Annotated in this window: 17 protein-coding genes; 7 read left to right on the plus strand and 10 right to left on the minus strand. The window is 52.8% G+C overall.

Annotated elements, in window-relative coordinates:
- Window positions 1-33 precede the first annotated feature (33 nt).
- The 6 genes from AC1VYI_RS13170 to AC1VYI_RS13195 all read right to left on the minus strand — a co-directional run bounded on the left by AC1VYI_RS13170 (window position 34) and on the right by AC1VYI_RS13195 (window position 6824).
- On the minus strand, window positions 34-1722 hold the full coding sequence (locus tag AC1VYI_RS13170; RefSeq protein ID WP_134866277.1) for a methyl-accepting chemotaxis protein: 1689 nt from the start codon (window positions 1720-1722) through the stop codon (window positions 34-36).
- Window positions 1723-1882: 160 nt separating this feature from the next.
- Window positions 1883-3001, minus strand: a complete 1119-nt coding sequence (locus AC1VYI_RS13175; protein WP_059445526.1) for an S-(hydroxymethyl)glutathione dehydrogenase/class III alcohol dehydrogenase — start codon at window positions 2999-3001, stop codon at window positions 1883-1885.
- 31 nt (window positions 3002-3032) lie between these two features.
- Window positions 3033-3308 (minus strand): metal/formaldehyde-sensitive transcriptional repressor, encoded by a 276-nt coding sequence (locus AC1VYI_RS13180; protein WP_003857256.1) that lies wholly within the window; start codon window positions 3306-3308, stop codon window positions 3033-3035.
- A 101-nt stretch (window positions 3309-3409) separates the two neighbouring features.
- The gene (locus AC1VYI_RS13185) at window positions 3410-4180 is read right to left on the minus strand and encodes an SDR family NAD(P)-dependent oxidoreductase (RefSeq protein ID WP_134866279.1); all 771 of its coding nucleotides are present in this window, start codon (window positions 4178-4180) and stop codon (window positions 3410-3412) included.
- A gap of 55 nt (window positions 4181-4235) precedes the next feature.
- Window positions 4236-5435 carry an arabinose transporter gene (locus AC1VYI_RS13190; RefSeq protein ID WP_134866281.1) on the minus strand — a complete coding sequence of 400 codons (1200 nt, stop codon included), beginning with the start codon at window positions 5433-5435 and terminating at the stop codon, window positions 4236-4238.
- Between the two features lie 66 nt (window positions 5436-5501).
- Window positions 5502-6824, minus strand: coding sequence for an amidohydrolase family protein (locus AC1VYI_RS13195; protein WP_134866283.1), 1323 nt, complete (start codon window positions 6822-6824; stop codon window positions 5502-5504).
- A gap of 169 nt (window positions 6825-6993) precedes the next feature.
- Here AC1VYI_RS13195 and AC1VYI_RS13200 point away from each other — a divergent pair, with 169 nt between their 5' ends.
- Window positions 6994-7908, plus strand: coding sequence for a LysR family transcriptional regulator (locus AC1VYI_RS13200; protein WP_134866285.1), 915 nt, complete (start codon window positions 6994-6996; stop codon window positions 7906-7908).
- A 123-nt stretch (window positions 7909-8031) separates the two neighbouring features.
- Here AC1VYI_RS13200 and AC1VYI_RS13205 read toward each other — a convergent pair whose 3' ends face one another.
- On the minus strand, window positions 8032-8337 hold the full coding sequence (locus tag AC1VYI_RS13205) for a nitroreductase (RefSeq protein WP_134867377.1): 306 nt from the start codon (window positions 8335-8337) through the stop codon (window positions 8032-8034).
- 224 nt (window positions 8338-8561) lie between these two features.
- On the opposite strand from AC1VYI_RS13205, the gene AC1VYI_RS13210 reads away from it, so the two are divergent.
- Window positions 8562-9428, plus strand: coding sequence for an AraC family transcriptional regulator (locus AC1VYI_RS13210; RefSeq protein ID WP_045620237.1), 867 nt, complete (start codon window positions 8562-8564; stop codon window positions 9426-9428).
- Window positions 9429-9717: 289 nt separating this feature from the next.
- Window positions 9718-10308 (plus strand): LysE family translocator, encoded by a 591-nt coding sequence (locus AC1VYI_RS13215; protein ID WP_023311656.1) that lies wholly within the window; start codon window positions 9718-9720, stop codon window positions 10306-10308.
- Between the two features lie 5 nt (window positions 10309-10313).
- On the opposite strand, the gene AC1VYI_RS13220 is transcribed toward AC1VYI_RS13215, so the two are convergent.
- Complete coding sequence (locus tag AC1VYI_RS13220; RefSeq protein WP_045399165.1) at window positions 10314-11207, minus strand: LysR family transcriptional regulator; 894 nt, start codon at window positions 11205-11207, stop codon at window positions 10314-10316.
- 59 nt (window positions 11208-11266) lie between these two features.
- On the opposite strand from AC1VYI_RS13220, the gene AC1VYI_RS13225 reads away from it, so the two are divergent.
- Entirely contained in the window at window positions 11267-11389 is a 123-nt protein-coding gene (locus tag AC1VYI_RS13225) for a helix-turn-helix domain-containing protein (protein WP_126811362.1), read from the plus strand.
- Here the strand turns inward: AC1VYI_RS13225 and AC1VYI_RS13230 are convergent.
- The gene (locus AC1VYI_RS13230) at window positions 11347-12309 is read right to left on the minus strand and encodes a LysR family transcriptional regulator (protein ID WP_134866286.1); all 963 of its coding nucleotides are present in this window, start codon (window positions 12307-12309) and stop codon (window positions 11347-11349) included. The genes AC1VYI_RS13225 and AC1VYI_RS13230 overlap by 43 nt on opposite strands.
- 78 nt (window positions 12310-12387) lie before the next feature.
- On the opposite strand from AC1VYI_RS13230, the gene AC1VYI_RS13235 reads away from it, so the two are divergent.
- The 3 genes from AC1VYI_RS13235 (at window position 12388) to AC1VYI_RS13245 (ending at window position 14049) form a co-directional block, all read left to right on the plus strand.
- The gene (locus AC1VYI_RS13235) at window positions 12388-12864 is read left to right on the plus strand and encodes a GNAT family N-acetyltransferase (RefSeq protein WP_023311653.1); all 477 of its coding nucleotides are present in this window, start codon (window positions 12388-12390) and stop codon (window positions 12862-12864) included.
- A gap of 124 nt (window positions 12865-12988) precedes the next feature.
- Window positions 12989-13657 (plus strand): epoxyqueuosine reductase QueH, encoded by a 669-nt coding sequence (locus AC1VYI_RS13240; RefSeq protein ID WP_023311652.1) that lies wholly within the window; start codon window positions 12989-12991, stop codon window positions 13655-13657.
- Between the two features lie 119 nt (window positions 13658-13776).
- Entirely contained in the window at window positions 13777-14049 is a 273-nt protein-coding gene (locus AC1VYI_RS13245; RefSeq protein ID WP_023311651.1) for an ElaB/YgaM/YqjD family protein, read from the plus strand.
- A 29-nt stretch (window positions 14050-14078) separates the two neighbouring features.
- On the opposite strand, the gene AC1VYI_RS13250 is transcribed toward AC1VYI_RS13245, so the two are convergent.
- A complete protein-coding gene (locus AC1VYI_RS13250) occupies window positions 14079-15542 on the minus strand; it encodes an EAL domain-containing protein (protein WP_134866289.1) in 1464 nt (487 codons plus the stop codon).
- Window positions 15543-15657: the final 115 nt, after the last annotated feature.

Genomic DNA, 15657 nt, shown 5'->3' on the forward strand with positions numbered 1-15657 from the left:
GTAAGCGAAGCGCCACCCGACACTGCCGACAACTCAGAACGTCTCCCAGTTATCCCCGGAAACCGTCGCCGCCGGACGCAACGGCGCGTTCTTCGCCGCTGGCGCAGACGTCACCGCGCGGCCCGACTTTGCACCGCTCAGACGAAACGCCCCGACCGCCTCGGTCAGACGCGCGCCCTGTTCTTCCAGAGACGCCGCCGCGGAGGCTTCTTCCACCAGCGAGGCGTTCTGCTGGGTCACTTTATCCATCTCAGAAATCGCCTGGCTAACCTGCACAATACCGCGGCTCTGCTCGTCGGACGCGGCGGCAATCTCCAGCATGATGTCGGTCACGCGTTTAACCGCTTCGACGATTTCATTCATGGTGTTACCGGCGGCCACGACCTCACCGGAGCCCTGGTCGATCAGCGAGACCGATTCGTTAATCAGGCTTTCGATCTCTTTTGCGGCATTCGCACTGCGGCTTGCAAGGGTTCGGACTTCGCTTGCTACCACGGCAAACCCGCGCCCCTGCTCGCCCGCCCGCGCCGCTTCTACCGCCGCGTTAAGCGCCAGGATATTGGTCTGGAACGCAATGCTGTTGATGACGGCGGTGATCTCGGAGATTTTTTTCGAACTGGTGGAGATATTGCCCATGGTTTTGACCACGCCGGAGACCATCTGGCCGCCGCGGCTGGCTTTCCCGGAGGCATCTTCCGCAAGCTTGCTGGCATGATGGGCGTTATCAGCGTTCTGTTTCACCGTCGCGGTGAGCTGTTCCATGCTTGCGGCGGTTTGCTCAATGGCCGCAGCCTGCTGTTCGGTACGCGAAGAAAGATCGGTGTTACCGGCAGAAATCTCGCTGGTGCCGCGGTAGATCTCCTCCGCCCCCTGACGTACGGTGCCCACGGTGTTTTCCAGCGAGTGCTGCATGGTTTGCAGATCGCGCGTCAGGCGGCCAATTTCGCTGCGCCCGGCCACGTCGTCCGGCATCGTCAGGTCGCCTTTGGCGATATTCTCGATACGTTTCGCTGCACGCTGCAAAGGATTGATTACCGTACGGCGCAGCACGACAAAGGTCATCGCCGTCAGCACCAGCGCCAGCGCAAACGCGCCCACCATAAACATCAGGCCCAGCTGCGTGCGGCTGTGCGCCTGCGCCGTCAGCGCATTGGCACGGTCGGTACGGATCTTAATCGCCTTCAGCAGCACGGCGTTGTAAGCGTCATCCAGCGGGCGCGCCGTTTCGTTTTCGTGGTTGATAATCGCTTCGAACATGCCGTTTTTGGCAAATTTCACCATCGGCTGCATGCCCGAGATATAAGCCTCGTAGCGTGCTTTCAGATCAGCGTCCAGCGCTTCGTCTGAAGAGGTGCGCACCGTACGGTTCATATAGGCGGTAAAGCTATCCTGGGACTGCTTTATGCGCTTTTCCGCCTCGCTGATGTTCTGCTTCATCGCATCCATCTCCGCGATGCGGCTTGCCGCACTGGCGTGGATCAGATTGATACGCGCGGTTCGCAGATGGTTTGAGCTGTTCGACAGCCCCATACGCACCTGAATTTCGGATGTGACATCCTGCTGATCGTTATCGGCCTGCAGCAGGAAATACCCCGCCAGACCCGAGCTCAAGGCGAAGAGAAGAATAATGCCACCGAGAATGGAGGAAAACAGCGGAACCAGCCTGATGTGATGCAAGAAGCTCAGCTTGCGCTGCGCCTGCATCGAAGTAGTGTTGTCCATGACCGTCGACTCTCTTGTAGGTAAGATGCGTAAAAACATGCGTGTTAAATAGTCATCGGCACGGTGGGGATTTAGATTACGGCTAAAAACGCCGCACTGGTCACACTTTAGAGAAGATTATTAAAGAAACGCCAGCGGTGAAAAACCGCTGGCAGAAGAGTTACTTGTCGCCGAAATGAATGACGGTACGGATGGATTTTCCTTCGTGCATCAGATCGAACGCGTCGTTGATCTGCTCCAGCGGCAAACGGTGGGTAATGAACGGGTCGAGCTGAATCTTGCCGACCATAGCATCTTCAACCATACCCGGAAGCTGAGTACGGCCCTTCACGCCGCCAAACGCGGAACCGCGCCACACGCGACCGGTGACCAGCTGGAATGGACGGGTTTTAATCTCCTGGCCCGCGCCGGCCACGCCAATGATGATGCTCTCGCCCCAGCCTTTGTGGCAGCATTCGAGCGCGGAACGCATCACGTTCACGTTGCCGATACATTCGAAGCTGAAGTCAACGCCGCCGTCGGTCAGCTCAACGATGACATCCTGAATCGGTTTTTCGTGATCCTTCGGGTTAACGAAATCGGTCGCGCCCATTTCACCCGCGAGCTTGAATTTCTCCGGGTTGGTGTCGACCGCGATGATACGACCGGCCTTCGCCTGCACCGCGCCCTGAATCACCGCCAGACCAATGCCGCCGAGACCGAACACCGCCACGGTGTCGCCCTCTTTGACTTTTGCCGTGTTATGCACCGCGCCGATACCGGTGGTCACGCCGCAGCCCAGCAGGCAGACTTTATCCAGCGGCGCCTGCGGGTTCACCTTCGCCAGCGAGATCTCCGCGCAAACGGTGTATTCGCTGAAGGTGCTGGTGCCCATGTAGTGATAAACAGGTTCACCGTTATAAGAGAAGCGGGTGGTACCGTCCGGCATCAGCCCTTTCCCCTGGGTAGCGCGAACCGCCTGGCAGAGGTTGGTTTTACCGGATTTACAGAACTTACACTCGCCGCACTCCGCGGTGTACAGCGGGATAACGTGATCGCCCGGCTTCAGGCTGGTCACGCCCTCGCCCACTTCCACCACAATCCCGCCGCCTTCATGGCCGAGTACCGCCGGGAAAACGCCTTCAGGATCGTCACCGGACAGCGTAAACGCATCGGTATGGCACACGCCGGTATGGGTGATTTTGATCAGCACTTCGCCTTTCTTCGGCGGTGCCACGTCGATTTCAACGATTTTCAGCGGCTGGCCGGGACCAAATGCAACTGCAGCGCGAGATTTCATCATGTCTTCCCTTTTTGTCAGGTGTGTGGGTTTATTTTAGATAAGAGCGCAGCAAATGGCCGACTTCTGCCATGCGTACGGCTCGCTGATCCGGCGTGGTTTCCCCCGTCACCAGCTCATCTTTGAGGTGAATTTCAACCATTTCGCCCATCAGGCCATTGGCAGCCCCGCGCACGGCGGCGATTTGCTGCAGGATGGCCAGACAGGGGTCGCCCGACTCCAGCGCGCGTTCAAGGGCATCAACCTGGCCCCGAATGCGGCGGACGCGAGTAAGAATACGTTTTTTATCTTCGGGTGAATGCGGCATACGCCCTCCTGATACTATAGGGGGGTATGGTACCTATTTTATCCTTGATATGTAAACACTCTGTTTTTTATGGTTAATGCGCATTTCATTAACGTTACGTATTACTCCGGCAGCGCTATACCTGAAATCTCAGTACAAATATTAATGAGACGATCCTGCAATGCAACGTCGTGCGCCTGCGGATTAGCCGTCATGCGCTTCATGTGATAGAAATATTTCCCCGTTACGTCAGCCTCAGTATCACGGCTGGCGGCAAGCCAGGCCTGGGTCAGGTGCGCCTGGTCCATATCGTCCGGGGCATGCGGCCCCCCCATCTTTGTCGGCACCCAGCCAGGCTCGAGGCTGTTACTACGCACATCACGCCAGCGACGCGCCAGAGCAAAAGCCAGCATAGCGTCGTGCAATTTACTCTCCGCATAGGCGTCGGCCCCATTCCAGCGACGTTTGCGCCAGAGAATATCATCCAGGTTTGCCCGGGCATGATGATGCATACCCGAACTCAGGTAGACGAGGCGATGCGGACGTTCAATCACCGCGGTGAGGATGTAAGCCGAGAGCGTGTTGATCGCGAAAACGTGCGGCAGCCCGTCGCAGGTCACGCGATACGCTTCATTGTAGCCAACGGCAGCATTGTGGATGACGGCATCGAAGCGTCCCAGGGCGTTGACACGTAATGACGTTTGCCTGGCACCTTCAATTGCCTCCAGGTCACCGACAACGACGGCTTCAGCCTGCGGTAAGGCGCGTTGCGCATCTTCTGCACGGTTCGCATTACGCGCGTGCAACACAACCTGATGTCCTTGTTGAACCAGCAGTTCGGCCGCCATCAGACCCAGGCCTGTGGACGAACCGGAGATGAAAATGCGTGACATATAATTTCTCCAGATTAGTAAACCGACAGCAAAGGCTGCCGGCTCGAATGTTTATTCAGGACTGCTGCATGCGAGACGCGCTCGCAATCAGCGCCCCCAGCAGCGCACAGGCCGCACCAGACAGATATACAGCGGCATAACTAAACTGACCGGCGATCAGGCCAGCTACCGGCCCGGCGATTCCATAAGCGACATCCAGAAATGCAACGAATGCGCCCATTGCACTGCCGCGGTTGGCTTGTGGAACACGTCTCAAGGCTTCGACGCCCAGTGCGGGGAAAACCAGTGCACAGCCCAGTCCGGTAACCAGAGCACCTGCTAGTGCCATCCATTCGTTTGAACCCAACCACAACATTGCCTGGCCAAGCGCTTCAACCACCAGTGACCAAACCGCAACGCGATAGCCGCCTGTTTGGTCTGGCAGATGCCCCAGGGCGAGGCGAATGAAAATAAAACCCAGACCAAACGCAGTCATCACCAGGCCGGCGTTCTGCCAGTGATGTGCCGCAAAGTACAGCGAGGCAAAAGCGGTTAGTCCTGACAACCCAACGCCCTGCAGCATTAATCCCAGCCCTTCGCGCCAGATGCGCCCTACTACGCGATGGAATGGCAGTCGCGGACCTCCAGGCGATATATATGATGTGGTACAAAATGCAACCAGAGCGGCCAACATCGGTGCAGCAATACAGGCAATCATCGCCATTGTGAGGCTGTAATGCTGATATAACGCCATGCCAACAGGAGCACCAATCGACAGCGCCGCGAACATCGCGATGCCGGTCCAGGACATGGACATACCGGCGCGCTGAGGGCCAACTGAGGCAATGGCCCAGGACACACATCCCGTCACGAACTGACTTTCGCCAAAACCGGCCATCAGACGACCTGCGATAACAATGCAAAGGGTTGCAGCAGGCGATAAATCCGTTACCGAAGCCACCAGATACAGCGCCCCTGCTATCGCTGAAAGGATTGTTCCCTGCAGAGCAGAACGTTTACCGCCCTGCTGGTCCGTAACCCGTCCGGCATAGCCGCGGGTGAGCACCGTGGCCAGAAACTGGATGCCGATCACTAGTCCCACCACCAGGTTGCTGAAGCCGAGATGACCATGGATGAACAATGGAATCACCGGCAGTGGCAGTCCGACTGCCAGATAGCCAAAGAAAAGTGCGGCAATAACGCCCGTTTCCGGGCGGGGAAGCAGGACGCGCGGGGTGTTATCCTCCGCAAACCGCTTAATGGCGAGGGCTCCCATGTCATTATCCTTTATGAAATATGATTAAGTGGGTTGAACGGCCCGGTGTATCAGGCCGCTCTGTCATCAGGATGCTTTAAAAAGATCGATGTGATAGCCGCTGGCGTTGAGCAGGTAATCACGAGAAGCGGTTATCTCTGTACTGAGCGCCGCCAGATCAATATCCACCAACTTGCCCGCACGTTTACGAAGCTGGCCGGCCACCATCACGGTATCCACATCAGACCGCTCTATCGCCTGCACGACGGTACCAATTACGTTGGTTACCGGGAAAACAGCGGCTCCGCTGGTGCGAACCATGATAATGTCGGCCTGCTTGCCTGGCGTAAGGGTGCCAATCTGATCCTCCAAACCGGCCGCACGCGCGCCATTAACCGTTGCCGCTTTCAGGACCTCCTCGGCCGTGATGGGTGACGGCACATTGTCCTCACCACGGAAGCGACGGTAGCGCATAGCCGATCGCTGTTGCCCGAACAGAGCATGCATTTCACCGAACATATCGCTGCCAAAGGCAGTATCAAGGTCAATGCCCAGTGCCGGGGTCAAGCCGCGATCGACAGCCTGCTGGTAGGCAAAACTTTCATCGTCGAAGCCAAATAGCGCATCCGACCGTGGATTGACCGTGATGTTTACTCCTGAATCGGCCAGGAGCTTCCAGGTATCCTGAGGAACCCTTGAACAGTGGTTGAAGATGTTATGTGTGCCCAGTACGCCCGGCGTGGCAAACTCAGGGCCTAGATTGGCGAGATCGCCGATGAATTCGGTCAGAATGCGCATGTCGAGTTTGCGAGCGACCTTCCACCAGTCAAGATTGAGCTGACCAAACAGACCAACGTGCACCAGGCTGTCACTTGTATTCCAGCTTCGCGAGAGTCGCTCCAAATCGGCAGGCAAATGCGCCGATGAAGCTTCTTTATCCATTGCTGCACCGACCATATGTAACGCACGGATGCCGCTTTCCTTTAGAGCATCTAATGCTGCATCAGTATGCTCGGGGCTGCGCGAGTTGTGGCAGGCATCAATGATGGTAGTAATACCGGCATCCAGTGAAGCAAGTGCCGTGAGACTGGTACTCAGGTACATGTCCAGGGGACGATAATGTTTGCCCAGTTTCTCTGCGACCACATCAATGTAATCAAACAGATCGTCGACATTTGGCATCATGCGGCGCATTACGCCAAGCCACATATGGTGATGAGCATCCACCAGGCCGGGCATAACGATATGGCCAGCTGCATCAATTACCAGGGCATCATCCGCCTGCAGTTCCGGACCCACAGCTGCGATACGGTCGCCATGGACGAGAACATCGCCCACGGAGAGGTTGGGTATATCGGCATCCAAAGTAAGGATGATGCCGCCTTTAAAAAGAGTGCGCGTCGTTGTCATTTCGTATTCCTCAGGGTTAAGTGATGCAGTTCGTTGCGAGGTTTGCCCAGCCGGGGACAGGGAAAATAGCGCCTGGCAACGAATTGGCTGACACAATAGGTTGCGCACCATTTTTGATAAAGGTAGTTTTATGCAAATTATATTTGAATAAATTCAAAGGTGAGTCTCTATGAGTTTTGACGGAAGGCTACTGTCAGGATTGAGCGTGCTGGCCGCAGTTGTCGAGGCGGGTAGTTTCAGTCGCGCTGGCGAGGTGCTGGGACTGTCCGCTTCTGGCGTGAGCAGATCGATAGATCGCCTTGAAGAGAGGCTCGGTGTGCGTTTGCTAAACCGTACGACGCGTACGATGAACCTGACGAACGAAGGCCGGGCTTTGTATGAGCGCGCCTCGCCACATCTTGAAGGGATTGAAGTTGCGGCAAGCTACGTATCCGGTGCCGCCATTGCTGTACGAGGATCATTACGGGTCAGCGTTAATCCAATCTTTGCTCGTTATATTTTGGCCCCGAAACTGCCTCTTTTGCGCGAACGTCATCCGGAACTGGAACTTACAGTAGTGCAGCAGCCTGACGTAGGGGATCTTGTGACAGAGGGTATAGATGTTGCGGTGCGTTTCGGGCCACAACTCCCCTCAACTATTTCTTCGAAATTGCTCTTTCAGACGCGCGTACTCACTGTGGCATCACCGGCATATCTGAAACGGCATGGTCGACCTGAGCATCCTGAAGAACTAGTCACGCATGAGTGCATTCAGTATATCGATCCTCGCCGCGGGAAACCGTTTGAGTGGGAATTCCGTCGTGATCGCGAAGTACTGGCTATTGATACTCATGGTCATTTGACGACAACCGATGTAGATCTGATGGTGCAATCCTGCGTAAGTGGTGTTGGCATTGCCCAGGTACTTTCACTCAGCGTCACGCAGTTGATCGCTGACGGAATGCTGGTCGAACTTTTTCCGGAATGGCCTGGCGAAACCTATCCGCTGTATATCACGCGGCCATCTCGTCGACTGCCCCCCGCTACTGTCGAAGCCTTTATGGAATTTTGCGCTGAAATTTGCGCAAATCATGCAGCGAATTGAAAAAAGAAGCTATCAGCTGCTGGCCGCACTTCAGCGGCGAGCAGCTGATAGCCTCAGCGATAATCAAAGAATTTGTCTGCTCACAAGCATGGCCCCATTAATTTATTCCTTATTCGAGATTATTTAATCTGCCTCAACATGTACGCTGATGTTCAGCCGTTTTGCTTCCATGGATATCATTTTTTGGGCAAGAACCATATTGCCGCCATGTATTTGATTTATTAAGTGTTGAACGAGAGTCATCATCAAATAATCCTTATTAGCCGGATAAAAATCGATCATATCAATCCCGCTATCCTGCAGCTGCTGGTGCGTAGTTCTCTCCGTTTCAGCAACAATTTTGGCCACGCTGGCCTGCATCTTTTCGATTTGCTCAAATACAATACGGTTTATGATTTCGATTTGTTCTGGCTTTAAGTCCTTTACCATCATTACCTCTCATAAAATTTTGTAGCTAAGAAAATTTGGATTATGACAAACCTAATATAAGTACAGGAAGTGAGTCTTCATTCATCATTTAGCAGTATCTTAGGTACGACGGAACGTTTGCTGTCGCACAACGATATACCGCCAGTATAACCTCTCCATAATCAGCAAGATCGGTCAGGATTTTGGCCGTTCGGTGAGGCAAAGTAGGTCATCAGGAGGATGCAATGAACGATGCAATCAAAACGGCTTACCGCGAGCGCTTCACGACGGTGTGCGACTATATCGCCCAACATCTCGATGAACCGCTCACGCTGGAGAAGCTCAGCGCGTTAGCCTGCTGTTCGCCTTATCATTTTCACCGGCAGTTCCTGGCGTTTAGCGGCCAGCCTTTGTATCGCTATATTCAGTGGCTGCGCCTGCGTCATGCGTCCTGGCGACTGGCGTTTAATCCTCAGGATAAGGTGATTGATATTGCGCTCGATGCCGGGTTCCAGAGCCCTGAATCGTTCAGTCGCGCCTTCAGAAACGCGTTTGGAAAAAGCCCGCGTCAGTTTCGGCAGCAGCCGGACTGGCTGAACTGGCACCAGCGCGTACCGAAAATGACCTTTCAGGAGCAAAAAACGATGGAAATTAAGATTGTCGATTTCCCACAGACCCAAGTGGCAATGCTTCAGCACCGTGGCAACCCGGATCGGGTAAATGACAGCGCGGCGAAATTTATTGCCTGGCGTAAAAGCTCGGGCCTATCGCCAGTACACGAAAGCAGCACGTTTGGTATCGCCTGGGATGACCCGGCAACCACACCCGCAGACGCCTTTCGTTTCGATATCTGCGGCAGTATCTCTGAAGCGATACCAGAAAATGAATTCGGGGTTTGCAGTGGTGAAATCGACGGTGGACGTTACGCCGTAGCCCGCCACACGGGTTCTCTGGATACCATTTCCGCCACGGTGTGGGCGATGTTTCGCGACTGGCTACCGGCCAGCGGCGAAACGCTGCGCGATGCCCCGGTATTTTTCCACTACCTCAACTTCATTCACGAGGTGCCAGAACATGCGCTGCAAACGGATATCTACCTGCCGTTAAATTGACTATCCCTTGTTTCCACCTTTTCCGGGTAGCGCTGAGCTTGCCCGGCATAGGACTCCCTTGCAAACTGCGCCAGCGTTTGCCGTTCCTCCTTGAGATAGCAACTGAAACCCTGTCACTAATGGGCCATCCGCGCCTGCGCGAACGGTGCAAAAAATCAAACACACCTTTAGATAAAGGCCACTTATTCTGGCATACGTTCCCAGGTAGTATTCAGACACATGACGAGTAAAGTTGTGACTTAATAGTCGTAGTACCTCTAATGCAGATAAACCAACCCACGGAGATAAAATGCTGGTATTTTTAACAATGTTTATATTTTCACTGACGCTTTCCTTTTCTCCTGGCCCCGTTAATATGGTGATTATATCGTCTGGTGCCGTTCACGGCTTTAGAAAGACCTTCTCATTTGTCTCCGGTGCAACGATAGGGTTTACGTTATTACTTATCTTTATATGTTTCGGCTTTTACGCTGCAATCGAAAAATATCCAGTGTTTTTCCGGTATCTTAATATTGCCGGTTCTTTATTTATCATGTGTCTGGGCTATAAGATAGCGTCGTCACGGTCCGATATGTCATTAACAAAAACGGATTCACCCGGTTTTATTCAGGGTTTTGTCATGCAGTGGATCAACCCCAAAGCATGGACCGCGTGCGCCTCTGGGGCAGCGATGTTTTCTGAACCCTCTAGCCCTGTGACAGCTCTCGTCTTTATCACGGTCTATTTTTTAGTCTGTTATATGTCGCTTTCAGCATGGGCATTGATGGGAGAAAAAGTATCTGTGCTGCTCAGGAGCACGCGGCAGCTCCGCACGTTTAACGTGTTGATGGGCGGACTGTTGCTTATTACGGCGTGTTACATGCTCTTTTTAGCGTTTTAAACCCGTTATAACGCGTGAAACTCAATCGCGTTATAAATATCATTAATCAATTTGTAGGCAATACTGCTGGTCGACATATTAGAAGGCCATACGGCATAGACTTTCAGCGGTTCTAATGACCAGTCAGGAAGTATTTCCTGCATTTCTCCGCGCTTAACATCCTCTTCGCTTAAATAGCGAGGAGGTGCTGCGAGACCAATTTGTTGTCTGGCAAGGGCATAAGCGGCTTCGACATTATCTACATACACCGTGGGCGTATACGTTACGACGGCCACTTCTCCATTTTTATGTCGAAATTCCCGGTTATTCTGCCTCATATTGAGTCCAATCCATGGCAGTTTCGCCAGGTCATCAGGATGCGTAATCGTCGGGTAATGGCTGAGCAATTCCCGGGACGCAACTACCTGGCGCGGGAGCACAAAAAGATGGCGCGCTTTAAGAGAACTGTCCGGAAGCTCGCCGATTCGAAATGCCACATCGATACCGTCGGCAATAATATCTCTGCGCGTATCGCTATAAGAGATATTCAGTAAAATGCCCGGATGACGTTTTATAAAATCGGCCAGATGGCGGGTAAACGCACTCTTCAGAAAAACGGCAGGAAGAGAAACAGTCAGCTTATTCGCCGTTGAGATCGAACGCTGCTTAAATTCAATGACCCCCTGCTCATACAGCGCCAGCATCGATTTGGCCGTTTCCAGCAAATTGGCGCCATCGTGAGTCAGAGAGAGTTTACGGGTATTTCTGTACAGTAACGCGCAGCCAAGATTTTTTTCCAGCTTTGATAAATGCGCGCTTGCCGTTGCGGTTGTAAGCCCTAACGCTTCCGCCCCACCTGAAATGGATCCTGCCTCAGCAATCTTTGCAAACACTATCAGATAACGGATGTCATCAATCATTTATCGTCCTGTCGCGACGGTGTTCCTGCGAACTACGCGTTTAATCATAGAGTTACGATATCGTACTTTCCTCTCCGGTCGCATCTCTTTTTATCGTTTGGACTTTAGCGCCCTACTCATTTTGCGAGGCGCTGCAGTGTCAACCCGGCGACATCCTCTCCTGGGAGCCGGACAGCCCGTAATGACGCGCCTGCGCCAGCGTTTGCAGCTCCTCCTTAAGCCAGCGCGTTGCGCCCCGCTGGCCGCTGCGTTTATGCGAGTAAATTTTCACCTCAAACGTGCGTATCGAAAACGGTAAAGGAAATATTCTCAGGTCCGCTGCCGCAGCCAGCTTCTCAGCGGCAAAACGGGGGATCGCCATCAGCAGGTCGCTTTCCGCAACGATAAACGGCGCGCTGAGCATCGACGGCGTTTTGATCGCGATTTGTCGGGTATAGCCCAGTTGTTCCAGCCGCACGTCCAGGACGCCCTGCTTCTCATTCCATGGCGTCACCACCAGGTGTCGGGCCGCGAGATACTCCTCCAGCGTGAGACGCGTCCGGCGCGCGTTGCTGATGACCACATACTCATCTTCAAACCAGTCGATCTCTTCCAGCTCCGGGTGCCGGATATCATCCTGAGTGCTGAACCCCAGCGCGAGATCCACCTCGCCCGCCAGCAGTTCCGTCAGCGCAGGGCTGTGCGGCAGATAGCGCAATTCGAAACGCAAACCCGGGGCAGCAAGCTGCAGTTTGTGCATCAGCGCCGGGAAAATGCACAGCGCGGTAAAGTCCGTAATCCCAATTTGTAAGCTTTCGGTACTGCTGGGCGGGTCAAACTCCGGCTGCGGGGTCAGCTCATGATTGAGGAACGACAATGCGGAAGCAATGGAAGGCGCAAGCTGAGTGGCATACACGCTGGGGGACATGCGATGCCCTTCGCGAAAAAAGAGCGGGTCATTAAGGGTGATGCGCAAACGCGACAGCGCATGGCTCAGTGCCGATGTGCTCATCGCCAGCTCGTCAGCGGCCAGCCGAACGGAACGGTGGCGGTAAATCGCGTCGAAAACGGGCAGCAGGTTTAAATCAAGACGCCTCAGTATCGGATGCATAATATTCATCATTTGTTGATTTCATTGCACTTAATTCTTCGGACAATACTCCGTATGCTTAACGCCATCAATCGAAACACAGGAAAAACAATGAGCATCACCATTCGTCAGGCCCGCCCCGAAGATGCAGCGGCAATATACGCCATGATCTACGAGCTGGCGGTGTATGAAAAAGCGCCGGAAGAAGTGGTTACCACGCCGGAGGAGATCCGCGAAACGCTCTTTGGCGCAGGCACAAAAACCGAAGCGTTGATCGCGGAGTTTGACGGCAAGATAGCCGGCTATGCCGTGTTCTTCACCAGCTATTCGACCTGGCTGGGACGCAACGGGATTTATATGGAAGACCTGTACGTTTCTCCGGATTATCGCGGTAAAGGCGCGGGAAGAGCGCTGCTGAAACATATCGCGCAGCTCGCGGTAAAACGGCAGTGCGGCCGCCTTGAATGGAGCGTTCTGGACTGGAACCAGCCCGCCATTGATTTTTACCTGAGCATAGGCGCGCTGCCGCAGTCCGAATGGGTTCGCTATCGTCTTGATAGCGACGCGCTGCTGAAATTTGCCGAATAGCGACACGTGGTACCGGAGAAGATCCCGCCCTGCGGGATCGCTCTGTCCTGCCTTGATCCCGCCTCAACAGATTCTGAATTTATGCTACCCTTCCATAAATTTCATAAACATATTGCAGAACGCCATGACGACAGCCCCTTTTATCCGCCCACAACTTTCCCTGCCAGACGGTGCCGACAGGCTGCTGTTGCATTCCTGCTGCGCCCCCTGCTCGGGTGAAGTGATGGAGGCTATCCAGGCGTCGGGGATTGACTACACGATTTTCTTCTACAACCCCAATATCCATCCGCAGAAGGAATACCTCATTCGGAAGGAGGAAAATATTCGGTTTGCGGAAAAACACGGCGTGCCGTTTGTTGATGCCGATTACGACACCGATAACTGGTTTGAGCGCGCGAAAGGCATGGAATGGGAACCCGAGCGTGGCGTCCGCTGCACCATGTGCTTCGATATGCGTTTCGAGCGTACGGCGCTCTATGCGGCAGAAAATGGATTCAGCGTCATCAGCAGCTCGCTGGGGATCTCCCGCTGGAAAAACATGCAGCAGATAAATGACTGCGGCCAGCGTGCTGCCGCGCGCTATCCGGGTATGGTTTACTGGGACTATAACTGGCGTAAACAGGGCGGCTCCTCTCGCATGATTGAGATCAGCAAGCGGGAGCAGTTTTACCAGCAGGAGTACTGCGGGTGCGTTTATTCACTCAGGGACAGTAACCTGCATCGTAAGTCTCAGGGACGCCCGCTGATTCGCATCGGGAAACTGTATTACGGTCAGGATGACAATGAGAAATAACGGGTTCCCGGTATAGAGATATATCCGAAAACAGCCCTGACGTGTACCGAATTTAGCCTTATGTCTCCCACATCCAGAAAGAGCGGCTATCCTTTAATTATCAACAAAAGGAGGTAAAAATGTCTGATTTCGGTACTGATAAAAACACCCAGTTTGCTGAAGATAAAGCAAAAAATAAATTTGACGAGCTTGCAGGTTCAGCGCAGCAGCAGTTTGGTGAATTCGTCGATTCACCAAAGCATCAGGTAAAAGGTGCGGCTAAAAAATATGCCGCACAGGCCAGCGATGCCGTTTCCGACGTTACTGAAGCTGTCAGAAATAATCCCCTCACCGGCCTCGTCGCAGCGGGTGCGGTAGGTATTGTTCTCGGCCTGCTGCTGGGTCGAAAATAATAAAAGGCCCTTCGGGGCTTTATTTTTTATTAGCTAAAAATCCTGACCATGCGATCTAACTCTTCCTCTTTCACGGCCCGCGACAAATAATATCCCTGAAAGTTTTTGACGCCCAGCGCGACTAATTTTTCAAACTTTTCTTCACTATCAACCCCCTCGGCAATACAGTCCGTTCCGGTCATGTCGCTGTAAATCTGTATCGCTTTAATCAGGTTATAGTCATTGTCGTTTGCCACAAAATGCTCAACGATGTCCCGGTCCAGCTTGAGTCCATCAAAATGCACCTGTCGCACCGGGAACATAGTTTGATGATTAGAGAAGCAGTCATCCAGGAACAATCGACACCCCGTATTACGCAAATGCCGCATGGTTTCAGGGATCCTTTTGTCCTTCGTCACGTCAATATCTTCGGCGAATTCAAAGACCAGCTTCTCGGCCCACTGCGGTTTGAGCAGCATGTCGATAGCTTTCTTTGCCATATCAGGCAATGCATTCCCGGAAGCCAGGCGAGGCGGAATATTCACAGAAAAATAGTATTTACCGTTATACTTATTAATCCCGGACACGGCGGCATGGATGACTAACGCCGTTATTTTTAACCATATCTCATGGTTTGAAATATCCGTGAGAAAACTGGCCGGCTTGACAATTTTACCGTTTTTATTCCAGCGGATCAGTATCTCAAAGCCTACGCCTTTTTTGTCACGATCGGTAATGATCTGATAAGCAGGGAAGATCTCTTTTTTATATAATGCATTAAAAATCTCTGCTTCCTTATCCGTAAACTCCGTATTTTGACTCCGCCGCTTGATACTTCTTTCCGCATTAAAATTGTGCGAGTCGTGTAACCACCGCTTAATTAAGCGTAATTTCAGCACGCCTTCCTTACGGTGCGTATAAACCGTTTTATTAGAAAGCCCCATTTCATCGCACATTTCTTTTACGGACATGCCGCGGTAGAAATTTAATAAAACGTCAATCTCTCTTTTTGTTAGCCATTTTACGTTGTCTTGCGAAGAATTATTATTGTAGCGATCGCGTAATAAGTACGAACGATCTTTAAAAACATGATGGTGCGTTTGAGAACCAGTGACGACATCTGAAACGCGGGCTATGCGAATCAATGATAATTGATAACTATTATTTAAAAGAGTGCCCAGGGTGCGATATAGCCAGCCATCCGGTATGTCGCCATACAGGGTGACGCGTCGAATAACGGGAAGTGCATTGAGCACGGATGCCAGTCGCTTCAGGCTCTCCAGGAGACTGACGATACCTTTTCCGAGAAACACCACAATATGAGCACTCTGATTTATAAGGATATTTTCCAGATCCTGTTGGGATGCCTCATCCCCGTCAAAGTGAATATGCGAAGCCTGTATTCCGTACTGGTTAAGGATCAGACGATATCCCTGGAACGTAAAACCGCAGGCGGAGATGACAAATTTATGTTCATCGCACGCCTCATTTCTGAGAGAAATTGTGTGGGTCATAAACTGCTCCTGGGCACTAAGGCGCCATTTCCATTTGTGAATACGTAAAATTTAACGCACCTGTTATAAACATTAATTTTACAGTACCGCCTCAGGGTAAGAAACAGATATCAGC

Source organism: Enterobacter sp. QK-SA4 (genome assembly GCF_056856775.1).